This is a genomic window from Streptomyces sp. NPDC045470, assembly GCF_040646595.1.
GTDB lineage: Bacteria > Actinomycetota > Actinomycetes > Streptomycetales > Streptomycetaceae > Streptomyces.
In genome coordinates this window covers 963,040-985,889 of the sequence record NZ_JBEZAN010000001.1, presented here as the reverse complement: position 1 = coordinate 985,889, position 22,850 = coordinate 963,040, and the positions used below count along the sequence as shown (strand labels likewise).

General features: G+C 73.1%; 16 protein-coding genes, 2 tRNA genes and 1 pseudogene. 14 read left to right on the top strand and 5 right to left on the bottom strand.

Annotated elements, in window-relative coordinates:
• The first annotated feature begins 34 nt into the window (after window positions 1-34).
• From AB0A97_RS04315 to phsA, 7 genes are all read left to right on the top strand, one after another.
• On the top strand, window positions 35-1,921 hold the full coding sequence (locus tag AB0A97_RS04315; protein WP_361144180.1) for an LCP family protein: 1,887 nt from the start codon (window positions 35-37) through the stop codon (window positions 1,919-1,921).
• Window positions 1,922-2,100: 179 nt separating this feature from the next.
• Window positions 2,101-2,535, top strand: coding sequence for a ribosome silencing factor (gene rsfS, locus AB0A97_RS04310; protein ID WP_361144177.1), 435 nt, complete (start codon window positions 2,101-2,103; stop codon window positions 2,533-2,535).
• Entirely contained in the window at window positions 2,532-3,185 is a 654-nt protein-coding gene (locus AB0A97_RS04305; RefSeq protein ID WP_361145264.1) for a histidine phosphatase family protein, read from the top strand. The genes rsfS and AB0A97_RS04305 overlap by 4 nt, the downstream gene beginning before the upstream one ends.
• A gap of 149 nt (window positions 3,186-3,334) precedes the next feature.
• Window positions 3,335-3,407: transfer RNA gene (locus tag AB0A97_RS04300), tRNA-Ala, on the top strand.
• A 265-nt stretch (window positions 3,408-3,672) separates the two neighbouring features.
• A complete protein-coding gene (locus AB0A97_RS04295) occupies window positions 3,673-3,903 on the top strand; it encodes a hypothetical protein (protein WP_361144174.1) in 231 nt (76 codons plus the stop codon).
• Window positions 3,904-3,906: 3 nt separating this feature from the next.
• Window positions 3,907-4,140: a hypothetical protein gene (locus AB0A97_RS04290; protein ID WP_030020510.1), complete on the top strand. Its 234-nt coding sequence runs from the start codon at window positions 3,907-3,909 to the stop codon at window positions 4,138-4,140.
• A gap of 255 nt (window positions 4,141-4,395) precedes the next feature.
• Window positions 4,396-6,231: an O-aminophenol oxidase PhsA gene (gene phsA, locus AB0A97_RS04285; protein ID WP_361144171.1), complete on the top strand. Its 1,836-nt coding sequence runs from the start codon at window positions 4,396-4,398 to the stop codon at window positions 6,229-6,231.
• Between the two features lie 93 nt (window positions 6,232-6,324).
• On the opposite strand, the gene AB0A97_RS04280 is transcribed toward phsA, so the two are convergent.
• Window positions 6,325-7,707: a glycosyltransferase 87 family protein gene (locus AB0A97_RS04280; RefSeq protein WP_361144168.1), complete on the bottom strand. Its 1,383-nt coding sequence runs from the start codon at window positions 7,705-7,707 to the stop codon at window positions 6,325-6,327.
• A gap of 168 nt (window positions 7,708-7,875) precedes the next feature.
• Between AB0A97_RS04280 and AB0A97_RS04275 the strand changes: the two genes are divergently transcribed.
• A tRNA-Ala gene (locus AB0A97_RS04275) sits at window positions 7,876-7,948 on the top strand.
• Between the two features lie 24 nt (window positions 7,949-7,972).
• Here AB0A97_RS04275 and AB0A97_RS04270 read toward each other — a convergent pair.
• Window positions 7,973-8,400 (bottom strand): annotated as a pseudogene (locus AB0A97_RS04270) (helix-turn-helix domain-containing protein); the annotation flags it as partial.
• Between AB0A97_RS04270 and AB0A97_RS04265 the strand changes: the two are divergent.
• Entirely contained in the window at window positions 8,378-9,142 is a 765-nt protein-coding gene (locus AB0A97_RS04265) for an SDR family NAD(P)-dependent oxidoreductase (RefSeq protein WP_361144165.1), read from the top strand. The pseudogene AB0A97_RS04270 and the gene AB0A97_RS04265 sit on opposite strands and share 23 nt — an antisense overlap.
• A 34-nt stretch (window positions 9,143-9,176) precedes the next feature.
• Here AB0A97_RS04265 and AB0A97_RS04260 read toward each other — a convergent pair whose 3' ends face one another.
• Together AB0A97_RS04260 and AB0A97_RS04255 are read right to left on the bottom strand one after the other, a co-directional pair.
• A complete protein-coding gene (locus AB0A97_RS04260) occupies window positions 9,177-10,718 on the bottom strand; it encodes an NADH-ubiquinone oxidoreductase-F iron-sulfur binding region domain-containing protein (protein WP_361144162.1) in 1,542 nt (513 codons plus the stop codon).
• Window positions 10,715-11,704, bottom strand: a complete 990-nt coding sequence (locus tag AB0A97_RS04255) for a hypothetical protein (protein WP_361144159.1) — start codon at window positions 11,702-11,704, stop codon at window positions 10,715-10,717. Before AB0A97_RS04255 ends, AB0A97_RS04260 begins: the two co-directional genes overlap by 4 nt.
• Window positions 11,705-12,418: 714 nt before the next feature.
• On the opposite strand from AB0A97_RS04255, the gene leuS reads away from it, so the two are divergent.
• The 5 genes from leuS to AB0A97_RS04230 all read left to right on the top strand — a co-directional run bounded on the left by leuS (window position 12,419) and on the right by AB0A97_RS04230 (window position 21,218).
• On the top strand, window positions 12,419-15,292 hold the full coding sequence (gene leuS, locus AB0A97_RS04250; RefSeq protein ID WP_361144156.1) for a leucine--tRNA ligase: 2,874 nt from the start codon (window positions 12,419-12,421) through the stop codon (window positions 15,290-15,292).
• Window positions 15,293-15,459: 167 nt separating this feature from the next.
• On the top strand, window positions 15,460-16,224 hold the full coding sequence (locus AB0A97_RS04245) for a hypothetical protein (RefSeq protein ID WP_361144154.1): 765 nt from the start codon (window positions 15,460-15,462) through the stop codon (window positions 16,222-16,224).
• Between the two features lie 153 nt (window positions 16,225-16,377).
• Entirely contained in the window at window positions 16,378-17,223 is an 846-nt protein-coding gene (locus tag AB0A97_RS04240) for a DegV family protein (protein WP_361144151.1), read from the top strand.
• Window positions 17,224-17,781: 558 nt separating this feature from the next.
• On the top strand, window positions 17,782-18,552 hold the full coding sequence (locus AB0A97_RS04235; RefSeq protein ID WP_361144149.1) for a ComEA family DNA-binding protein: 771 nt from the start codon (window positions 17,782-17,784) through the stop codon (window positions 18,550-18,552).
• A complete protein-coding gene (locus AB0A97_RS04230; RefSeq protein WP_361144147.1) occupies window positions 18,549-21,218 on the top strand; it encodes a ComEC/Rec2 family competence protein in 2,670 nt (889 codons plus the stop codon). Before AB0A97_RS04235 ends, AB0A97_RS04230 begins: the two co-directional genes overlap by 4 nt.
• Here AB0A97_RS04230 and AB0A97_RS04225 read toward each other — a convergent pair.
• Window positions 21,121-22,677 carry a substrate-binding domain-containing protein gene (locus tag AB0A97_RS04225; RefSeq protein ID WP_361144144.1) on the bottom strand — a complete coding sequence of 519 codons (1,557 nt, stop codon included), beginning with the start codon at window positions 22,675-22,677 and terminating at the stop codon, window positions 21,121-21,123. The genes AB0A97_RS04230 and AB0A97_RS04225 overlap by 98 nt on opposite strands.
• Window positions 22,678-22,850 lie beyond the last annotated feature (173 nt).

Sequence of the window (22,850 nt, the reverse complement as noted above, 5' to 3'; positions counted from 1 at the left end):
CGGCCGCCGACGGGGCTCACGGAAAGGGGCACCGGTGAACGACCGACACGACCCGTACGTGCCGCGGGACCCGTATGCCCAGGACCAGCAGGGGCAGCCGGGGTACACCTACGACGCCTACGGGCAGCCGGTGTACCCGGAAGCACCGCAGCAGCCCGCGTACGACCAGTACGGGCAGCCGGTGGGCTACGACCCGTACGGCGCGCCGGGTCCGTACGACCCGTACGGCCACCAGCAGCAGGGCGGGCAGCCGGGCGCCGGGCAGCAGATTCCGGGGCAGCAGGGAGCGGGCCAGGCCGACGCGGGGCACCAGGGATACGGCTACGACCCGTACGGCCATCAGCAGGTGCCGCAGCAGACGCCCCAGCAGGCGCAGTACCCCCAGCAGTACGACCCGTACGGGCAGCCCCAGCAGTTCCACCAGCCCCAGCAGCACGGTCTGCCGCAGCAGACCCAGCAGCAACAACAGCAGCAGGGCTGGATCCCGCAGCAGTCGGCGCAGCCCTCGTACGAGCAGGTCGCCTACCAGGAGCCGGAGCACCAGCCGTACGGGCAGCCCGCCCGGGAGGCCGCCGCGCAGGGCCCGCGTGACGGGGCCCCGGGCGACACGGGGGCCGCGGGCCGTGCGCCGGGCCAGGGTGCCGCACCGGGCCCCGGCAGCGCTCCGGACACGGACTACCGCACCGAGCAGTTCTCGTTCATCGAGGAGCCGACCGAGGACTCCGAGGACGTCATCGACTGGCTCAAGTTCACCGAGAGCCGTACCGAGCGGCGTGAGGAGGCCAAACGGCGCGGCCGCAGCCGCAAGGTCATGCTGATCGTGCTGCTGGTCCTGCTGCTCCTCGGCGGCGTCGGCTATCTCTGGTGGGCGGGCAAACTGCCCGGCCTCTCGGGCGCCGAGGCGGGCAAGGAGGCCGGGGGCGCCGGGGAGAAGCGCGATGTGCTCGTCGTGCACCTGAAGGACCCCAAGGGCAACAGCTCCACCGCGCTCCTCGTGGACAACGAGAGCACCCACAAGGGCACCACCGTCCTGCTCCCGAACAGCCTGGCGGTCTCCACCGAGGACGGCGGGTCCACGACGCTGGCCAAGTCGGTCAAGGACCAGGGCATCGACCCCACCAGGGAGGCCCTGAACACCCTCTTCGGCGCCGACATCAAGGCCAGCTGGCGGCTGGACACCCCGTACCTGGAGAACCTGGTCGAGACGACCGGCGGCATCACGCTGGACACCGACGTCACCGTCCCCGCCGCCAAGAAGGGCGACGGCCCGCTCGTCAAACAGGGCAAGAGCCAGGAGCTGAACGGCCAGGCGGCCGTGGCGTACGCCACTTTCCAGGCGCCCGGCGAGCCGCAGACCAAGCAGTTGGAGCGCTTCGGCCAGGTGATGCAGGCCACCTTGAAGAAGGTCTCCAGCGACGCGGACGGCGCCACGGCCACCGTGAAGTCGCTGCTCCAGGTGCTGGACCCGCCGCTCACCGAGGCGGAGCTGGGCAGCTCGCTCGCGCAGCGCGCCGAGCTGGCGAAGGCCGGCGCCTACGGGACCACCCTGCTGCCGGTGCAGCAGGACGGCACGCTCAGCCGGCAGGCGGCGGACGGTGTGGTCAAGGAGGTGCTCGGCGGCACGGTCAAGAAGGCCGACCCCAGCTCGACCCCCAGGGTCGCTGTCCAGAACGCCACCGGCAAGAAGGAAGCGACCGACAAGGTGCGGATCGCCCTGGTCAACGGCGGTTACTCGTTCGTCGACGGCGGCACCGCGGCGGCCAGGCCGGCCTCCGAGGTGACGTACGCGGACGCCGCCCAGAAGGCGAAGGCCGAGGAGGCCGCCAAGACGCTGGGCCTGCCGGCCGGCGCGGTCAAGCAGGGCAAGGCCGCCTCGAACGCCGACGTGACAGTGGTGCTGGGGCAGGACTACAAGGGCTGAGGGAAGCCGGGCGGGTACGGGCCGGGCGGCCCGGTAGTCCGGGGGCGGTACGGGCCGACGGGCCCGGCCGCCCGGCTTCCCCTGGGGGCGCCGGGCCCCGCCCGTAAAGCCAGGTGGGAGTGTCGGCGGTCCGTGAGACCCTTGGTGGGTACCTGACCACTCATCCCGAAAGCTGGACTGTGACCGCCACCGACCGCTCCATCGAGCTGATCAAGGCCGCCTCGCTGGCGGCCGCCGACAAGCTCGCGCACGACATCATCGCGTACGACGTCAGCGACGTGCTCTCGATCACCGACGCGTTCCTGCTGGCCTCGGCCCCCAACGACCGCCAGGTCAAGTCGATCGTCGACGAGATCGAGGAGCGGCTGAACAAGGACCTGGGCGCCAAGCCGGTGCGCCGCGAAGGCGACCGCGAGGCCCGCTGGGTGCTGCTCGACTACGTGGACATCGTCGTCCACGTCCAGCACAGCGAAGAGCGCGTCTTCTACGCCCTCGAACGCCTGTGGAAGGACTGCCCCGAGCTGGACCTCCCCGAGGAGGCCAAGGCCACCCGCGGCAAGGCCGCCGCGCACGCCGAGGCCACGGCGGCCGAGCAGGACGGAGACCTGAGCTGAACGGCACCAGCAGCGGCCGTGGCCGCCGGATAGTCCTGTGGCGCCACGGCCAGACGGCGTGGAACCTGGAGCGCCGTTTCCAGGGCTCCACGGACATCGAGCTGACCGGGGAGGGCGTGGCGCAGGCGCGGCGCGCCGCCCGGCTGCTCGCGGCCCTCGATCCGGACGCGATCATCGCCTCCGACCTGCGCCGGGCCGCCGCCACGGCCCGTGAGCTGGCGGCCGTCACCGGTCTGGAGGTCACGCACGACCCAGGGCTGCGCGAGACGTACGCGGGCGCCTGGCAGGGCCTGACCCACGAGGAGATCGTGGCGCGGTACGGGGAGCAGTACACGGCGTGGAAGCGCGGCGAGCCCGTACGGCGCGGCGGCGGCGAACTGGAGACCGAGGTCGCCGACCGCGCGGCCCCCGTCGTGGAGCGCAGCGCCGACAAGCTGCCGGACGGCGGCACCCTGGTCGTCGTCAGCCACGGCGGCACGATCCGTACGACCATCGGTCGGCTGCTGGGCCTGGAGTCCCACCACTGGGAGGGGCTGGGCGGGCTGTCGAACTGCTGCTGGTCCGTCCTGGGCGAGGGCGCCCGCGGCTGGCGGCTGATGGAGCACAACGCCGGCACACTGCCGGAGCCGGTGCTCGGCGACGACGACTGAGCGGTCCCGTGACCGGCCCCTGCGGCCCGGCGGGCCGCCTCTCCGGGGGCCCGGAGCGACCGGATTTCACATTTGGGCTGGTCGCAGGCTAGAGTTCTTCTTGTTCGCGGCGCCGCCGGGGAAAACCCCGGAGGAGCGGAACAAGACCCGGGGCTATAGCTCAGTTGGTAGAGCGCCTGCATGGCATGCAGGAGGTCAGGAGTTCAATTCTCCTTAGCTCCACACCTCGGATGATCCCGTCTCCCACTCTGGGAGGCGGGATCATTTCGTGCACGGACGGGCGCACGAACCGGTGCTTAACGGGGCAGACCTTGTCGGAAGCCCGCGATACGGGGCCGCGCGGCCCGCCCGCGTTCGACGCCGGTCCCTCCGGCGCTCCGGCCGTCGTACGGCGGTGTGCTGGTACAACGGGTACGGCGGCGGGACTGACCCGGTCGGCGGTCCGTGGCAGAATTCGGACGGCGCCGGCAGGGGAGGAGAGAACGCGATGCCCACGAGCATCATGGAGGAGGTCGACGACCTGCTCGATGCGACCGCTCCCGCGCAGAGCGCCGGCCCGCTGCCCGAGAACGCTCCCCGTCCGGCCCGCCCCGCCGGTGGCGCACACGGCGCCGTGCTCCAGTGCCCGTCCTGCGGCTCGGCCCACGTGGCGCAGGTGCTGGGCGACAACGGCGGCATCTCGTTCGTCTGTACGGCCTGCGGCCACAGCTGGAGCTGACTGATGGGCGCTCACAGCAGGAAATGCGACTGGTGCGGCAGCGGGACGCCGATCGTCCGGGACATGGAGCCGGTCAACCCCGAGTACCAGTACTGGTGCGAGGAGTGCGCGCGGGCCCTGGTCATAAAAGGCGACCCGATCGAGACGTACCGCGAACTCGACGGGGAGCCGATCTACGGGCGCCTGCTCGACGAACACTGCACGCTGAAGCGTTTCTATTCCTTCGCGACCGCCTGAGCGCGGTGCGGGCGCCCGGCGGCGGCCGGCACTGACCTCTGGTCCCTTGCCCCTGTGACGGTTCGTGACGGCCACCCGGCTTCGGCCACGGATGGGCCGTCAGGTACCGCGTGAGCTGGATGAGCTGCGGTTGCGAGCACAGTACGAAATTTCTGGTGGAAGGCGGAACTCCGTGCGAATGGCGCGGCGTTGAACGGGTGAAGCTGCCGCCGGAGACGGCCGGCGGCACGGGGGAAGCGACACGGGGGTCGCATCGTGAGTGATCTGACGATTCATCCTGTCCGGGAAGCGGCGCCGGAACGGCCGTCCGACGCGCCGTCCAAGCGGGAAGCCGCGGCCGGACTGACACCCTTCGTCGACGAGCTGCGTATCCCGCCCGTCCTGCGGCCCGGCCGCAAGGAGGCGCTGCGCGGCGTCGACATCGACCAGACCACCACCTGGGTCCGGCTGCACTCCGAACTCCCGCCCACGAAGGTATGGGCGTACGAGGGGCACTACCCGGGCCCGACGATCGAGGTGCGCCGCGGCCGGCGGCTCCGCGTCAACTGGCACAACCGTCTCACCGGCGGCTATCCGGTCACCGCCGCCGAGGCCAAGCCCTTACCGGGCGCGCCCCTGCCCACCGACGAGCCGGGCCGCGCGAACAGCACACTCGTGGAAGGCGTCGCCGACCTGCCGCCCTGGACGGTCACCCACCTGCACGGCGCGGTGACCGGCGGCGGCAACGACGGCTGGTCGGAGAACGCCGTCTCGCCCGGTGACTCCCAGCTCTCGGAGTATCCCAACGACCACCGTGCGACGTGCTGGTGGTACCACGACCACGCCATGGACATCACGCGGTGGAACGTCTTCGCGGGCCTGGCCGGGATGTACCTGGTCCGCGACGACGAGGAGGACATGCTGCAACTGCCCTCCGGCAGGCGGGAGATACCGCTGGTCATCCAGGACCGCAATCTCGACACGGACGAGGACGGCCGCCTGACGGGCCGTCTGCTGCACAAGACGCAGGTCGTGACCCAGGACAAGGACGGCAAGAACGTCTCCCTGCCCTTCACCGGCCCGTACACCCTCGTCAACGGGGTCATCTGGCCCCATGCCGACGTCGCGGCGTGCTGGTACCGCTTCCGCGTGCTGAACGCGGCGAACGCCCGCACCTTCCAGCTCCGCCTGGTGGACGACGCGACGGGCGCGCCCGTGACGGGCGCGGTGTGGCAGATCGGCTCGGACGGCGGCCTGCTGCCGCGGCCGGTCCCGGTGGACGGCCCGCTGCCGGTCGCGTCCGCCGAGCGGATGGACCTGCTCATCGACTTCGGCCGGCTGCGCGGCCGTACGCTCCGGCTCGTCAACGCCGCACCCGGGGTGGCGTATCCGGACGTACTGCAGTTCCGGGTCGGTACCACGCAGGTGCGTGACCCGTTCGTGCTCCCGCAGGTGATCTCCCCGTCCTTCGAGCGGCTCACCCACGGCTCGGCGCCCCACCACGAGCACCGGCTCGTCGTCCTCACCCCGCCCGGCCCGGTCGGCAACTTCCACCCGGAGATGTGGGAGATGGAGGAGATCCCCGACACGGGCCTGGAGTTCCCCGTCGAAGGAGTCGTCCAGATCCACGGCGCGGACGGGAAGACCCGCACGTACCGTCGTAAGGCCCGGATGTTCGACGACACGCTGGGCCACACGGTCCGGCTCGGCGACTGGGAGCAGTGGAGCTTCCTGAACCTGGGCGGCGCCGGCGTCCACCCGATGCACATCCACCTCGTGGACTTCCAGGTCCTGAGCCGCGACCGCTATCCGGCGGACGGCGACCCGGGCAGCCCGTACGACAACAAGGTCGGCGGCACCCGCGTCCCGCTCGCCTACGGCGGTACGGCCCCGATATCCCCGGGCGACCAGGGCTGGAAGGACGTCATACAGGTTCCGCCGGGCCAGATGGTCAATGTGCTCGCCCGCTTCCAGGGGGCGACGGGCCGCTTCATGTACCACTGCCATCTGCTGGAGCACGAGGACATGGGGATGATGCGGCCGTTCGTCGTCATGCCGCGCGAGGTGCTGAAGTTCCACCACCACCCGCCGGGCGGGCACGGCCACGGCTGAGAGGGGGGAGGGTGTAGGCGCTGAGACGGAGCTGGTGCGCGGCCGGGCGGCGGCTCAGCCGCGCGGCCCGGCACCCCGGCCCGGCGTCCTTGCTCAGCGCCCCGGTGTGGCCGCCGCCGGGCCGGCGTCCGGCGTGGCCGCACTCTGCCCTGTGCTCGGCAGCGGACCGCCGCCACCCGCACCGTCCCTCCGCACCAGCACGGCGGTCAGGGCCAGAAAGACCAGCCCGGCGATCGGATAGATCCCGGACAGCAGCATCTGGCCGCCGTTCTGGTGCAGTTCCTCGTGGTGGTGGTAGCGGTGCGGCACGAACCACAGCGCGAACGAGCAGAAGAGCAGGCCCATCGCCAGCGTTCCCGCCCACCAGCGCCGGCCCGCCCGGCTGCCGAAGCCGCCGCGGCCGATCGCCTCCGAGCCGAGCAGGATCAGCATCGGTACGCCCCACACCCAGTGGTGCGACCAGGAGATCGGACTGACCAGCAGCGCGGTCACGGCACAGGCGACGGCCGCCCAGGCCCGGCGGCCGCGCAGCAACGCGCCGACCGCCACGGCCAGCCCGAGGACGGCCACGACGGCTGCGGCCGCCAGCCACCACAGGCCGGGGTCGTGGGTGTGCAGCAGCCGGGCCAGTGCGCCGCGCAGCGACTGGTTGGCGGTGATCTCCACCTCGCCGACCCGGTCGGCGGCGAAGATGATCTCCGTCCAGAAGCGGCGGGAGTCGTGCGGCAGGACGAGCGCGGACAGCAGCGCGGTGCCCAGGAAGGTGAGACAGGCGACGGCGGCCTGTCGCAGCCAGGGGTTCCACGCGTCCCGCGGCCCCGCGCCCGCACGCAGGCGCTGCCACGCCCGTACGAGCCCGGCCAGCGCGAGGAAGACGGCGAAGAGGGCCGGAGTGAGCTTGATGCCGGCCGCCAGACCGATGCCGACACCGGCCCACCGGTTGGTGTCCTTACGGGTCAGGTCCCACAGGACCAGGACGGCGAGCAGCAGATTGATCTGTCCGTAGCGCAGCGTCGTCCACACCGGCTCGCACCAGACCAGCAGCGCGGCCACCCCCAGCGCCGCGGCGAGCGGCGGCACCCGCTTCGGCCGCCCCGCGAGCCGCAGGCCGAGGTGGGTGACGGCGACGAGCAGCAGGAGGTTGCCGAGGGTGGCGAGCGTACGCATCTCCGGCACACCGACCAGCGTGAGCGGCGTGAACAGCAGCGCCGCGAAGGGCGGATAGGTGTTGGGCAGGTGCGCCGAGGTCGCGACCATGTCGTAGAGGTCCTCGCCGTTGCGGGCCGTCCAGCCCTCGGCGCGGTAGACCATCAGGTCGACCATCGTCACGTGCGCCAGCCGCTGGGCGACCCAGAAGGCGGCGAAGGACAGCACACAGCCGACGGCCGCCACCAGCAGCGGACGGCGGCGGACGAAGCCCCTCAGCGGGGAGGGACCGCCGGGTGCAGCGGACTGTTCCAGCTCCAGCGCGGACACGGCGTACAGCTCCCCAGGACGAATCGGGCACGGCCCGCCGACAGTACATCGAGCCCTCCCCCGGGGCCCCAGGACAACCGATTTGGCAGAAGGCGGGGAGGGCCGTGTAATGTAGGCGATGCCGCAGCGGGGAGCCGCAAGGAAAAGAACCGCGGCGGACCACAGCAAGGGGCTATAGCTCAGTTGGTAGAGCGCCTGCATGGCATGCAGGAGGTCAGGAGTTCAATTCTCCTTAGCTCCACAGAAGGGCCGCTCGTGAGGTGACTCACGGAGGTTCATGAGATCCCGTCCGATCTGACAGATCGGACGGGATTTTTCGTTTCCCGAAGACGCGGCGGCGTGACGGCGTGGTGTGGCGAGCCGGTGCGGACTGCCGGGGTCGGGGGCGTTTCCGTGGCGGATGGGCCGCGTCGTAGCGGCGCCGGTTGGCGCCGATCTCCTTCCGGTGGGCGGTGGCCCACTCCCCGAACGCGACGACGGAGTCCAGCGGCGTCGTGCCGAGCTCGGTCAGCGCGTGATCGACGCGTGGCGGTACGCAGGCGTGGACGGTACGGGGCAACAGGCCGTCGCGTTCCAACTGTCGCAGCGTCGGCGTGAGCATCCGCTGGGAGATGCCGGTGACGGCGCGGTGCGGTTCGCCGAAGCGCAGTGTGCGTCGCGGAGTTGCCCGATGACCAGGATGCTCCATTTGTCCCGCCGGACACTGCGACCGGAGGGGTACGGCTATGGCGAATACGCGCGTGGTGGTCGGTGCGGGGCCGGGAGTGGAGATGGGGGTGACCCGCGCGATCGGGCGCCGTGGGTTCCGGGGCGGGCTGATCGCGCGGACCAAGGAGAAGCTGGACGCCCTGGTTGGCGAACGGGCCGGGTCCGGCATCGCCGCCGCCGCACCCCCGCCGACATCCGCGATCGCGAGAGCCGCACGGCGGCCCTCTCCGCGGTGCAAAGCGCGCTGGGGCCGATAGACGTCCTGGAATTCAGTCCGAGTCCGACCGGGCCGATCACGCACGCCGCGCAGACCTCGGTTGCGGACGTGATGGCTCAGTTCGAGCTGCACGTGCTCGGCGCCGTGATCGCGGTGCAGCACGTACTGCCGGACTTGCGTCAGCGAGGCGACGGTGCGCTTCTGCTGACCACCGGTATCTCCTCCACGATCCCGGCACCTTTTCCGGCCAATGTCGGGGTGGCCATGTCCGGCCTGCGGAACTGGGCGCTCACCCTGCACACCGAACGCGCACCGGCAGGGCTTCACGTCGGCACGGTGACCGTCGCCTCCGGCGTCATCCCGGGCGGTGAGGCCGACCCTGACCTCGTCGGAGACCGGTACCGCCGCATGTACGAGCGGCGGAACCGCGCCGAAGAGGTGATCGGGGACGCCGAGGCTTTCCGGGCTCCGGCCGGCCGCGCTCAGGTGCCGTCCGCGGCCGGCCGGTGACGGGCGGACTCCGCGACCGTGTGAGCGGTAGCCGTCAGGGCTTCTCCAGGCGCAGGGCGAGGGCGGGGCAGCGGCTGACCGCGCGCTGGGCGCGGTGGTGGAGCCGGGGCGGGAGGGCGGTGTCGGGGAGGAGCGGGTATCCGTCCGGGTCGAGGCGTACGGCTTCGGGGAGCAGCCTGGCGCACAGGCCGTGCCCTTCGCACAGGGTCCAGTCCACCGCCAACCGGCTCGCGGCAGCCGTCGAGCCCGCAGTACCCGTGCCCGTACCGTCGGCCGCCTCCGCTGCTTCCGGTGCGGGGAGGGGAAGAACGCCGGCGGTCTCCCGACCGCAGCCCCCGCCCAGGGTGTGCGCGGCGAGATCGTCCGGGAAGGCGCCCAGTGCGGAGAGCACGAACCGCACGGCGCCGTCGGGGTGTTTGCAGGCACCGCGCCCGTTCGCGGTCTGCGTGGCACGCCGTACGCCTTCCAGTGCTGCCTGTCCGCCGCCCGCCAAGGCGTCCGCCAGCGCGCTTGCCACGGAGGGCAGGCCCAGGCGGCAGGGCCCGCACTGGCCCGATGACTCAGCGGCGAGCCAGCGCGCTACGAGCAGGGTCTCGCCGAGCGGGCAGGTGCCTGCGGGTACCGGCAGCACCGCGCCCGCGCCAAGTGCCCCGCCGCCGGCTGCGAGCGCCTCGCGGGTGACGACCGTCCCGTACGCGGTCGGGGCGTCCAGCCAGGCGCCGTGGTAGCCGCCCACCAGGACGCCGCCGGGGACCGGGTCGGCGGCACACATCTGGAGGACGTACGGGAGCGGCACCCCGCTCGGTGCCTCGACGACGGTGGGGGAGGGCACCGCGCCGGACACGGTCAGGAGCAGGGTGCCGGGTTCGTGGGGCGCGCCGGTCGCGGCGTACCGGTGGGCGCCCGTCCGGGCCGCGACAGCGAGTTGCGCGAACGTCTCGGCGTTGGAGAAGAGCGTGGGCGCGCCGCCGAGTCCGGACTCCGCGGCCCGCACCCGCCGCCCCGGGGGCAGCGCCGGACCGCCCTCAGCGGCCCGGATCAGCGCGGACGCTTCACCGGAGACGAGTCGTTCCGGTACGCGGACGAGCCGGGCACGCAACGACCGCCCGCGCCGCCGGTCGCTCAGCCCGCGCTCGGCCAGCGCGTCCCGCACCGACCGCTCGGCCGTGTCCTTGGTCACGCCGACCACCAGCGTGCGGGCGCCGAGGGCTTCGGCGGCGAGCAGCGCGCCGTCCAGGACGAGGTGCGGCGCGCGGCACAGCAGGACGGTGTCCTTGCGGCAGGCGGGCTCGCCCTCGCAGCCGTTGACCACGACCGCTGGCCGGACGCCGGAGTGCCGCGCGTGGTGGGCCACCGCCTCCAGCTTCCGTACGAGGGGGAAGCCCGCGCCGCCACGCCCGCGCAGGGCGATGGCGCCGGCCAGCTCGGTCAGCCGGTCGATGGACAGGGACGGCGGTGAGCCGTGGGTGAGCAGGTGGGCCCGGCGGCCGAGGCGCTCGGCCTCGTCGAAGCCCGCGGTCAGCCGGGGCGGGCCGATGGCGTGGACGGGCGGGACGTCGGGCAGCGGTCCGGTCACGGTCGGCTCCTGCCGTGCGAGGCGGGAGGGGCCGGGACGGGGTGGAGCGCGTGCCGTCCGTACGGCGGCGCGGAGTCGGACGGTGAGGAGTCCGAGTACGGGGATGCGGGGGGCTGGGGCGGTGGAGGTGGCGGGGGGCCGGCAGTACGGGCGCGCAGGCGGGCCCGTAGGACGTGCGGGAGGAAAGCGCGCGCCAGGAGGGCGGCGGCGACGGCCGCCAGGCACAGCGCGTACCCGGTGGTGACCCACCCGGAGGGGGCGCGCCCGGCCTTCAGGCCGTGGACGAGCGCCAGACACCACGCCGGGTACGCGCAGGCGTGCAGGGCGCGCCAGCGCTCCGAGGCCCGGCCGCGGCCGGCGAAGGCGCTGCGGAGCGCGCCGGTCGCGGCGGCCAGCACCATCAGGTAGCCGGCCACGGCGCCGAAGCCGATCAGTGCGGAAGCGCCGGCGGGTGTCCTGGTGAACGGCAGCAGTGCGTTGAGTACGTGCGCGTGCCCCTCGGCGACCTTGACCGCGATGTGCAGGGCCAGGAAGCCGAGCGAGGCGGTGCCCAGGGCCCGGTGGACGCCCTGGGCGAGCAGCCGGCTGCGGGGCAGCAGGAGCGTACGGCCTGCGGCGACCAGCCCCCAGACGACGGCGGCCGTGAGGGAGACGAGCGTCAGCACACCGCCCGTGAAGTCGAGGAAGCCGCGCAGCGGGTCGGTCCCGGAGAGCAGGAGGAGGGCGAGGGCGGCGACGGCCCCGGCGGCGACTGCGGGGCGGCGGCGCAGGCGCGGGCGGCGCGGGACCGGGACCGGGGCCGTCGCCGGTCCTGGAGGGGTGGTGCGGCGCGGGCTGACCCGGAGGCCATGACGGCGCGGGCCGGGGGAGGGGCGGGACAGGCCCGGGTGGCGGCCCGGAAGGCGGAACGGGAGACGGACAGGGAGGCGGGGTAAGCCGGGGGGCCGCGGGCCGGAGGCGGCACGGCTCTTGCGGTGGGGACGCATGCGGGAAAAGTAGGGCGGTGCGGGATCGGGGCGGCGGGCTTTCCGTAAGCGGAGTGCTGCGGGGTGGCGCGCTGCTACCGTCGGCTGTCGGGCTTGTTCGAGGGAGTCGGTACCGGGCTTGCCCGAGGAGGTTCGTCCGGACCGAGGAGCGGCGTCGGTACCGAAGAGGCTCCTCGGTCCTGGCCGAGGGGGAGTCCGTGAGGCTCGTTCGAGGAAGCTGGTCGGAATCGGCCGAGCACGCCTGTCAGGCCCGGTCGACCGTGTCGTGACCGGATCCGGCCGAGCCATGACCGGGTTCGACCGAGCTGTGACGTGGGTCCGGGCCAGCCGTGGCGCGGGTCCGACCGAGCCGTGGTGCCGGTCCGACGGAACCGTGGCGCGGGTCCAGAGGAAGCCGCCCCGCGGACCCTGAAGGGCGGTCGCGGACGCCCGCCACGCGCCTCCGCCCCGCCCTGGAGCCCCCGCCCGCCGGGCCGCCGTCCGTTCCGCGGCGGGACGGCTCCCAGCGGGCCCGGCGGCCCCTGCGGTACCCTGACGCCATGCGTGCCGTACGCCTTCTGCTTAGCGGGCCGCGCTGATCAGTACCGACCGGTGAGCTTCCGGTCGGCATCGGCGCGGCGTCCCCTCCTGTGCGAGGGGTCTTTTTGTTTCCGCAAAAGTCGCACTTTTTCGCAGTAGCCGCAGGCAGAGACGACCGATGGAGCTTTGAGGACGATGACCGAGACGACTTCGGCTGCCGAGGTGGCAGCGCCGCACCGCTACACGGCAGCGCTGGCCGCCGACATCGAGGCGCGCTGGCAGGACTTCTGGGAGGCGGAGGGCACGTACGAGGCCCCGAACCCGAAGGGCGACCTGGCGGGCGACCCGGAGCTGGTGGCCAAGCCCAAGAAGTTCATCATGGACATGTTCCCGTACCCCTCGGGTGCGGGCCTGCACGTGGGCCACCCGCTCGGCTTCATCGCGACCGACGTGTACGGCCGCCACCTGCGCATGACCGGCCACAACGTGCTGCACACCCTGGGCTTCGACGCCTTCGGCCTGCCCGCCGAGCAGTACGCCGTGCAGACCGGCACGCACCCGCGGGTCTCCACCGAGGCCAACATCGTCAACATGCGGCGCCAGCTGCGCCGGCTGGGCCTGGGCCACGACCCGCGCCGCTCCGTCGAGACGATCGACCCGGACTACTACAAGTGGACCCAGTGGATCTTCGTCCAGATCTTCAACTCCTGGTACGACGCCGACGCGAAGAAGGCGCGCCCCATCGCCGAGCTGGTGGCGCAGTTCGAGGCCGGTGAGCGTACGACGCCGGACGGGCGCCCCTGGAGCGCGCTGAGCGCCGCCGAGCGCGCCGAGGTCCTGGGCGAGTACCGCCTGGCGTACGCCTCGGACGCGCCGGTCAACTGGTGCCCCGGTCTGGGTACCGTGCTGGCCAACGAGGAGGTCACCGCCGAGGGCCGGTCCGAGCGCGGCAACTACCCGGTCTTCAAGGCCAAGCTGCGCCAGTGGAACATGCGCATCACCGCCTACGCGGACCGTCTGCTGGAGGACCTGGACGGGCTGGACTGGCCGGACGCCATCAAGCTGCAGCAGCGCAACTGGATCGGCCGGTCCGAGGGCGCGCGGGTGGACTTCCCCGTAGGGGACGGGAAGATCACCGTCTTCACCACCCGCCAGGACACCCTGTTCGGTGCCACCTACATGGTGCTGGCGCCCGAGCACGAGCTGGTCTCCGGCGAGCGTTCGATCGTCCCGGACGCCTGGCCCGAGGGCACCCACGAGGTCTGGACCGGCGGGTACGGCACCCCGGCCGAGGCCGTCGCCGCGTACCGCAAGCAGGCCGCGGCCAAGTCGGACGTCGAGCGGCAGGCCGAGGCCAAGGACAAGACCGGCGTCTTCACCGGCGCGTACGCGACCAACCCGGTCAGCGGCGAGCGCGTCCCGGTCTTCATCGCCGACTACGTGCTGATGGGCTACGGCACCGGCGCGATCATGGCCGTCCCGGCGCACGACAGCCGTGACTTCGCCTTCGCGCGCGCCTTCGAGCTGCCCATGCGCTGCGTCGTGGAGCCGTCGGACGGCCGTGACCAGGACCCCGCCACCTGGGAGGACGCCTTCGACTCGTACGAGGCGAAGATCGTCAACTCGGCGGGCGCCGACATCACGCTGGACGGCCTGACCGTCCCGGACGCCAAGATCAAGATCACCGAGTGGCTGGCCGCCGCCGGTATCGGCGAGGGCACCGTCAACTTCCGCCTGCGCGACTGGCTGTTCAGCCGCCAGCGTTACTGGGGCGAGCCCTTCCCGATCGTCTACGACGAGGACGGCGTCGCGCACGCGCTGCCCGAGTCGATGCTGCCGCTGCAGCTGCCCGAGGTCGACGACTACTCGCCGCGCACCTTCGACCCGGACGACGCCGACACCCAGCCCGAGACCCCGCTGTCCCGTAACGAGGACTGGGTCAACGTCGAGCTGGACCTGGGCGACGGCCCGAAGAAGTACCGCCGCGAGACCAACACCATGCCCAACTGGGCCGGTTCCTGCTGGTACGAGCTGCGCTACACCGACCCGCGCAACGGCTCTGCGCTGGTCGACCCGGAGGTCGAGCAGTACTGGATGGGCCCGCGCGAGGGGCAGCCGCACGGCGGTGTCGACCTGTACGTGGGCGGCCAGGAGCACGCCGTACTGCACCTGCTGTACGCGCGGTTCTGGTCCAAGGTGCTGCACGATCTGGGGCACATCGCGTCCTCCGAGCCGTTCCACAAGCTGTACAACCAGGGCATGATCCAGGCGTTCGTCTACCGCGACAGCCGCGGCATCGCCGTACCCGCCGCCGAGGTGGAGGAGCGCGACGGCGCCTACTACTACCAGGGCGAGAAGGTCAGCCGCGTCCTGGGCAAGATGGGCAAGTCCCTGAAGAACGCCGTCACGCCCGACGAGATCTGCGGGGAGTACGGCGCGGACACCCTGCGCCTGTACGAGATGGCGATGGGCCCGCTGGACGTCTCCCGGCCGTGGGACACCCGCGCCGTGGTCGGCCAGTACCGTCTGCTGCAGCGGCTGTGGCGCAACGTCGTGGACGAGGCGACCGGCGAGGCCACCGTCGTCGACGCCGAGCCGGACGAGGACACGCTGCGCGCGCTGCACAAGGCGATCGACGGCGTCGGCCAGGACCTGGCCAACCTGCGCTTCAACACCGCCATCGCCAAGGTGACGGAGCTGAACAACCACCTGACCAAGGCGGGCGGCCCGGTCGCGCGCTCGGTGGCCGAGCGCCTGGTGCTGCTGATCGCCCCGCTGGCCCCGCACATCGCCGAGGAACTGTGGCGCAAGCTGGGCCACACCGACTCGGTCGTCCACCAGGACTTCCCCGTCGCCGACCCGGCCTACGTGGTCGACGAGACCGTGACCTGCGTCGTGCAGATCAAGGGCAAGGTCAAGGCGCGCCTGGAGGTCTCGCCGTCCGTATCGGACGCGGACCTGGAGGCGGCGGCGCTGGCGGACCCGGCGGTCGTGGCGGCGCTGGACGGCGCGGGCATCCGCAAGGTGATCGTGCGGGCGCCGAAGCTGGTGAACATCGTCCCTGCGTGACGCGCTGATCCCGGTGCCGTGGCCCTTCGGGGGCATGGCTGAGGGATGACCACTAAGGGCAGGTTGGGGGTTCGAAGGGAACCCCCGACCTGCCCTTGGCGTTTACGGTGGAAGAGCCGGAACCCCGGCGCCTCCGCCCACCGCGCCGTTGCCATCGAGGAGAAACCATGGAAGCCGTCGCCGCGATCTTCGGGCTCCTCTTTCTGCTGCTCGTCGCGGCCGGCGTCTTCGTCACGGTCAAGGCCGTCAAGGCGGCCAAGCGCGGGGTGGACCGCGGGGTGGCACAGGCGCGCCGGACCGTCGAGGACACCACGCTCAGGGCCCGGCAGTTCACCCAGCCCGGTGTGGCCGGTGAGCTGGCCCAGCTACGGCTGTCGCTGCGTACGTCCATGCGGGCCACCCAGGACGTGCTGCACACCGGCGCCGAGCAGGACACCTCGCTGACCGAGGCGCTGGGCCTCTTCGAGCGGCTCAGCGCCCACGGTCACGAGTTGGACGACGAACTCAAGCGGCTGGAGCGGGAGCCCGACAAGGCCAGCGTCACGGCCCGGCTGCCCGAGCTGCGCGAGCGGCTGGAGCGCATCACACACTCCGCGGAGTCGCTGCGCTGGGCCGCCCGGGACCGCGCACGGCAGTTCGCCGACGACGACCTCGCCGCGCTCGGCGAGCAGATCGACATGGAGGCCGGAGCGCTGCGGCACTGGTCGAAGGAGCCGCTGGAGGACCGCATCGAGGCGTCCGGGAGCGGCCCGGCGGCTGCCGACGGGGCCGCGGCGCCCGGGGGTGCGTCCGGGGCTTCTTCGGAAGGGGCCGCGGGGCGGAAGCCGTGGGGGTCCGCCGAGGACGAGACGCCCGCCATCACGGCCCGGGACCCGCGTACGCAGCCCACGTACGCATGGCAGAAGGCACCGCGCACGGAGCGGACGACCTGAGCGCGGAGGGGCGGGCGGCAGGGAGCACATCGGCCGGGGCGAGCAACCGGCAGTCGCTGCCGGGCGTCTTCCTCCCGGTACCGTCCGACGTCGGCGGATCTTGGTAGGGGCCCGCACTGTCGGCCTCCGGGATCCCCGGATAACCTCCCAGTCATGTCCCGCCATGTCGCGATCGTCACCGATTCAACGGCCTACCTGCCGCGGGCGGCACTGCAGCGCCACCGGATCACGGCGGTACCGCTCACCGTCGTCCTCGGTGACCAGGCCCTGGAGGAGGGCACCGAGATCTCGGCGAGATCGGTCGCCCAGGCCCTGCAGAAGCGCAAGTACGTGACGACATCGCGGCCGAGCCCCGAGGCTTTCGCGTCCACCTACCGGGCCATCGCCGAGGCGGGGGCCGGAAGCATCGTCTCGCTCCACCTGTCCTCGGAGTTCTCCGGCACGTACGACGCGGCGGTGCTGGCGGCCGCCGCGGCCCCCGTACCGGTGCGGGTCGTGGACACCGGCATGGTCGCCATGGCGCTCGGCTTCTGCGCCCTGGCGGCGGCCGAGGCCGCGGAGTCCGGCGGCAGCCTGGACGAGGCGGTGGCCGCGGCCGAGAAGCGTGCCGAGCAGACGTCCGCCTACTTCTACGTCGACACCCTCGACTACCTGCGACGGGGCGGCCGGATCGGGGCGGCGCAGGCGCTCCTCGGCTCGGCCCTCGCGGTCAAGCCCCTGCTCCAGCTCGCCGAGGGGCGGATCGACCTCTTGGAGAAGGTCCGTACGGCGTCGAAGGCGATCGCCAGGCTGGAGGAGATCGCCGTGGAGCGGGCCGGGGAGGCGCAGGTGGATGTCGCCGTGCACCATCTCGCGTCGGCCGAACGGGCGGACGCGCTCGCGGCACGGCTGCGCGAGCGGGTGCCGGGGCTGGCCGAGCTGCATGTGAGCGAGGTGGGAGCGGTGATCGGGGCGCACACGGGGCCGGGGCTGCTGGGGGCTGTGGTCTCGCCGCGTTAGCGCGGAATCCTCCTCGGATAGCGCGGAGATGCTCCTTGGCCGGCGCGGAAGGCCTCCTTCGGGTGACGTGGTTATCCACAACGGGCCGGTTATCCCCGGGATTTGACGGCTCGCAGCGGGATCGGCGCGAAGTGTCTAACGTTCGCGGGCATGACGCCACAATCACTCTCCGTAACCAATCCCTTCGATGGGTCGGCCACCGGCCCTGGCTGGGGCTCCGACCCTGGCTCCAGCTCCGGACCACGCGGGCGGGCCGCCCGGCGTGCGGAGACCGCCGCGGCGGTACGTACGCGGGCCGCGGGCCTGTTCCGGGGCCCACCTGGCCCGGACCGGAGTGCGAGCCCTGCGGAAGCGGACGGCAGTCCACCGACGTCGGGCAGTCCACCGTCTCCGGGCGACCTGTCGGCTTCAGGCGTTTCCGGTGCTCCGAGCGTTCCCGGTACTCCAGGCACTCCCGACACCCCAGCCGCGTCAGCCGATGACGACCTGACCGCTGACCGGGCCCAGGCCGCCCGCGAAGGCGCACCTCCCGACCGTGCCGCCCGGCTGGCGCTCGCCGTGCGGGAGCGGCTGCCGCTGTGGGTGCAGTCGAGATGCGCGATCGCCCCCAAGACGCTGGCTGCCCTGGTCGTGGTGTTCGCGGTGGCGGTGGCCTTCGCGGTCCACCACTTCTGGGTGGCCCGGCCCGAGCCCGTCCGTGTACCGCCCGCCGCCCGGGCCCCGGCGCTGCCGACTCCCGCCCCGGTGCCGCAGCCGCAGGTGGCTGCGCCGACGCCGGGAGGCGCGCCGCCGACCGCCGCGGGACGGCTCCTCGTGGTCGACGTGGTCGGGAAGGTGCACCGTCCCGGCATCCATCGCCTGCCGCAGGGAGCCCGGGTCGCCGACGCGCTGAGAGCGGCGGGCGGAGTGCTGGACGGTGCGGACACCCGAGGGCTGAACCGGGCGCGGCTGCTGGTCGACGGGGAGCAGATCGCCGTGGATGTCGCAGGGGCGGCGCCGGGCGCGGCAGGTCAGGGGGCGGGCACGGGCCCCGGAGCGGCCACGGGAGCCGGGGCCGGAGCGGTTGCCGGGGCGGGCACCGGCGGCGGCACGGCTTCCGGGAGCGCCGGCGCGTCCGGTGGTACGGGCGCCGGAGCCGCCCCCGTCAGTCTGAACACCGCGACCGCGGAACAGCTCGACAGCCTGCCCGGAGTCGGCCCCGTCCTCGCCCGGCACATCATCGAGTACCGCACCGCACACGGCGGCTTCACCTCCGTGGAACAGCTCCGTGAAGTGAACGGCATCGGCGACCGCCGCTTCGCCGACCTGCGGCCTCTGGTCCAGCCATGACCCCGTACCCCACCACGCCGCCCCCACCGCCCCAGCCCTCCGGCCCCCGCACCGCACCCGGCGCCACCCCCGGCCGAACGGCCGACCGAACCGCCGTCCACGCGGCGGCATCCTCCCCCTACGGCGCCGCCGATCCCCGCCGGCCGGATGAAGCCGTCGATCTTCGACTGGCCGGGCCCGCGGCGGCCGCGTGGGGTGCGGCGGCACTGGCCCTGGGGTGGTCCGGCGGCTCGGTGGCGGTGGTGTGTGCCGCGGCCGTGGTGCTGGCGGCGGTCGTGGTCGTCGCCGCGGTCCGCCGGCCGCGACGGCGGGCCGCCGGGGCCTCGGTCGCCCTCGCCGCAGTGCTGCTCGGCGCGGTCGCCGGAGCCGCGTCCGCCGCTCTGCACGCGGCGGACGTACGGCGCGGCCCGCTGCCGGAACTGGCGCGCCGGCACGCCCCGGTCACGGCCGAGGTGGAGCTGACCGGCGATCCGCGGCTGACCCGCCCACGGGTGAGCGGCGCCCGGCAAGCGCCGCCCGCCGTCGTGTTCACCGCGGACGTCCTCCGCGTCACCGCACCGGACGGCTCGGTGACCGCCACCCGTACCCCCGTACTGGTCGTCGTGCACCGCACGAAGCGCCTCGCCGACTGGCAGCGCCTCCTGCCCTCGACCCGCGTCCGGGTCGCGGCCCGCGCGGCACCACCCCTCCGGCCGTCCGACCGGGCCGCGGCCGCCCTACGGGTCACCACGGGATCAGAACCGCACGTGCTGGCCGCCCCCGACGCGTTGCAGCGACTCGCCGGTGACCTGCGGGCCGGACTCCGGGAGGCCAGTGACGACCTGAGCCCCGATGCCCGTGCCCTCCTGCCGGGCCTGGTGGTCGGTGACACCGCGCGGGTACCGCCCGACCTCGACGACGCCTTCCGCACCACCGACCTGACCCACCTGCTCGCCGTCTCCGGCAGCAACCTGACCATCCTGCTCGTGCTGCTCATCGGCCCGCCCCACCTCGCCGTACGGGCCGAACGCCGTGGTCTGGCACCGCTCCTGGGCCTCTCGCTGCGCACCACCGCCCTCATCGGCGGATCGATCGCCCTCGCCTTCGTGATCGTCTGCCGCCCCGACCCCAGCGTGCTGCGCGCCGCCGCCTGCGGACTGGTCACCCTGCTGGCGATCGGGACGGGACGCCGTCGTTCGCTCGTCCCCGCGCTCGCCGCCGCCGTCCTGGTACTCGTGCTCTACGACCCCTGGCTCGCCCGCAGTTACGGTTTCCTGCTGTCCGTACTGGCCACCGGCGCCCTGCTCACCCTCGCCCCTCGCTGGAGCGCGGCCCTGCAACGCCGCCGCGTGCCGCCCCGCCTCGCCGAGGTGCTAGCCGCGGCGGCCGCGGCGCAGGCGGTCTGCGCGCCCGTCGTCGTGGTGCTCGCCGCACGCGTCGGTCTCGTCGCCGTCCCCTGCAACCTGCTGGCCGAAATCGCCGTCGCCCCGGCCACCGTCCTGGGGTTCGCGGCACTCGCCACCGCACCGTTCGCGCCGCCCCTGGCCCACGCCCTGGCCTGGTGCGCGAGCTGGCCGACCGAGTGGATCGCCGGTGTGGCCCGTACGGGGGCGGGCCTGCCCGGGGCGGAGGCGGATTGGCCGGGCGGATGGGCCGGAGCGCTGCTGCTGGCCGTCGTGACGGTGGCGTTCGTCCCGGTGGGACGGCGGATGTCACGTCGGCCCTGGCTGTGCGTCCTCGGCGTCCTGGCACTGCTCGTCGCGGTGCTGCGGCCGGCCCCGGTCACCCGTGTCGTCACCGGCTGGCCGCCTCCTGACTGGCGAGCGGTGGCCTGTGACGTGGGGCAGGGCGACGGTCTGGTGTTCGCGGCGGGGGAGGGCACCGCCCTGGTCGTGGACACCGGCCCGGAGCCGGACGCCATCGACCGTTGCCTGACCGACTTGGGCGTACGCCGTATCGCGCTGCTCGTCCTCACCCACTTTCACGCCGACCACGTCAGCGGACTGCCCGGCGCCTTGCGCGGGCGTTCGGTCGGTGCCATCGAGACCACGACCCTGCCCGAGCCGCCCGGGCAGGCCGCCTTCGTGCACCGCACCGCGGCGGCCGCGGGCGTGCCGGTGGTCGGTTCCACGCCGGGGGAGCGGCGCAGCGTCGGCCCGCTCAGCTGGGAGGTCCTGTGGCCGCCCGGCACCGGACCGGGCCACCCCTTTTCCGCGCCCGCCTCACGTGCTGTCGAGGGTCCCAACGACGCCAGCGTGACGCTGCTGCTGCGCACCGCCGGGCTGAGCTTCCTTCTCCTCGGCGACCTCGAACCGGTCGCGCAGCAAGCGTTGTCGACCGCGTACCCCGACCTGAGCGCCGTGGACGTCCTCAAGGTCGCACACCACGGGTCCGCGTACCAGGACCCGCAACTGATACGCCGCCTGGCGCCGCGCGTCGCCCTGATCAGTTGCGGCGCCGGCAACCCGTACGGTCATCCGGCGCCGCGCACCGTCCAGTCGCTGCGCTTTCAAGGAGCACGGGTGCTGCGTACGGACACCGACGGCGCCGTCGCGGTACTGGGCGGCGCGGACCGGCTGACCACCACCGTCAGGGGCCGCAGGCGGAGCCCGGCGCGCTCGCCAGGTCGGCGCACGGCACGTGCCGGTACTTGCGCAGGATGTTCTTCGCCGTGCCGGAGTCCATGAACGCCCGGAACTTCGCGGCGAGCGAGCCCGCCTCGGGCTGCCCGTACGTGTAGAGGTACTCCACCGTCCAGAAGGGATAGCCATGTTGACCGGCCCACTCGATGTCGGGCTCCCGCCCGTTCGGCCGGACGCGGGTCACCCGCGGATTCTTGGCCGCCGCGTACTCCTCCGCGTACCCGATCGCGCCCGGCACGCGGCCGACCGTGTCCGGCAGGCTGCCGGTGCTGTGCACCTCGCAGCGCGTGACGCGGGCCGCCGCGTCCCGGTCCTTGCCGTTGCATTCGTACGATGACACCGTGTCCGGCTCCGAGCCGCGCAGCACGGCCGTCTCGAACGCTCGCCGGGTGCCGGACGCCGCGTCCCGGCCGACGATGCGGACCGGCAGGTCGCTGCCGCCGAGCTGCTTCCAGTGGGTGCACCGGCCGTCGTAGATGCCGCGCACCTGCTCGGAGGTGAGGTTGCCGACGCCGGTCCGGCCGTTGACGACCATGCCGAGCAGGATGACGCCGGCCCGCCGCCCCGCCGGCTCCCGGTAGATGGCCGGCGCGGCGACGTCCGACACAGCCAGGAACGTCGGACCGACGGCCGGCGCGGATCTCCTGGCCCGGTTCAGCCGCCCCAGCCCGGACAGGCTGCCGCTCTCCGCCACCTCGATCTCGGCTCCCCGGCAGCGGGCCGTGTACTGCCGGGCGATGTCCTGCATCGGCGGTGCGAAGGCGCTGGAGCCGTCGACGGTCAGCCGCCCGGTCGCGCTCTCCGCACTTGCCGCCCCGGTGGGCCCGTTGAGCAACAGCCCGCCCAGCAGGCCGACCAGGATGATGCAGACGCCGCCCAGCCCGAGGCCCAGTTCGCGCGGTCCCCAGCGCTGCGCGTTGCGCCGGATCCGCCCGCCGCTGAGGAACCCGCCGACGACGAGTTCGCCCGGCCGGCCGCCGCCCGCGCCCCCGCCACGGCTGCGGTGCGCCCCGCCTCCGTTCCGGTCCCCGTTCCCGTCCTCCGCCGACAACAGGACCAGCAGCTTGAAGTGGTCACGCTCGTTCAACGGCACCCTGGGGATGACGAGCCGGCCACCGTCGTGCCGCAGACCGCCGCCGTTGCGGGTGAGCATCCCGACCAGGTCAGGCGGGTTGGCGTCCGGCACCTCCACCCCGATCACCGTGCGCCCGGTGAACTCGGCCGTCAGCGGCTCCTGGTAGTCCTGCCGCACGATGTCCTCGCCGCCGTCGTTCTCGAACCGCAGCAGCGCCAGAGTGGCGTCGGTGATCTCCTGGCCCTGCCTGAGCAGCCGCGGTTGCACCAGGCTGTGGGCGTCCCGCGGGTTCATGCCGATCGCGGTGTCCATCCGGACGCGGTAACCGACGCTCTTGCGGCCCGGCAGGAACCGCTGAACGGCCCAGAGCACGGCCGTCGCGACGAGACCCGCAGCGGCGAGGAGCGTCTCGGTGTCCGGCAGGGGCACGACTACCTCGCACAGCCGATCGGATGGCGGAATGCCTGCAATGCAGGGACAGGGGAGGCGGCCCGGTACGCCTTCGGCATCCCGTCATCAGAGGTTCGTCCGCTGTTAGCGCGGCCGGTGACGGCAGGGGACCTGTCGCATCCGGCCACCCCGTTAATCAGGACCTGTAAACT

What these genes read in the sequence shown, in the direction of transcription:
- AB0A97_RS04295 (WP_361144174.1), top strand. Translation starts at nt 3,673, where the DNA reads ATGCCCACGAGCATCATGGAGGAGGTCGACGACCTGCTCGATGCGACC.
- AB0A97_RS04290 (WP_030020510.1), top strand. Translation starts at nt 3,907, where the DNA reads ATGGGCGCTCACAGCAGGAAATGCGACTGGTGCGGCAGCGGGACGCCG.
- AB0A97_RS04265 (WP_361144165.1), top strand. Translation starts at nt 8,378, where the DNA reads ATGACCAGGATGCTCCATTTGTCCCGCCGGACACTGCGACCGGAGGGG.
- AB0A97_RS04255 (WP_361144159.1), bottom strand. Translation starts at nt 11,704, where the DNA reads ATGCGTCCCCACCGCAAGAGCCGTGCCGCCTCCGGCCCGCGGCCCCCC.
- leuS (WP_361144156.1), top strand. Translation starts at nt 12,419, where the DNA reads ATGACCGAGACGACTTCGGCTGCCGAGGTGGCAGCGCCGCACCGCTAC.
- AB0A97_RS04245 (WP_361144154.1), top strand. Translation starts at nt 15,460, where the DNA reads ATGGAAGCCGTCGCCGCGATCTTCGGGCTCCTCTTTCTGCTGCTCGTC.
- AB0A97_RS04240 (WP_361144151.1), top strand. Translation starts at nt 16,378, where the DNA reads ATGTCCCGCCATGTCGCGATCGTCACCGATTCAACGGCCTACCTGCCG.
- AB0A97_RS04230 (WP_361144147.1), top strand. Translation starts at nt 18,549, where the DNA reads ATGACCCCGTACCCCACCACGCCGCCCCCACCGCCCCAGCCCTCCGGC.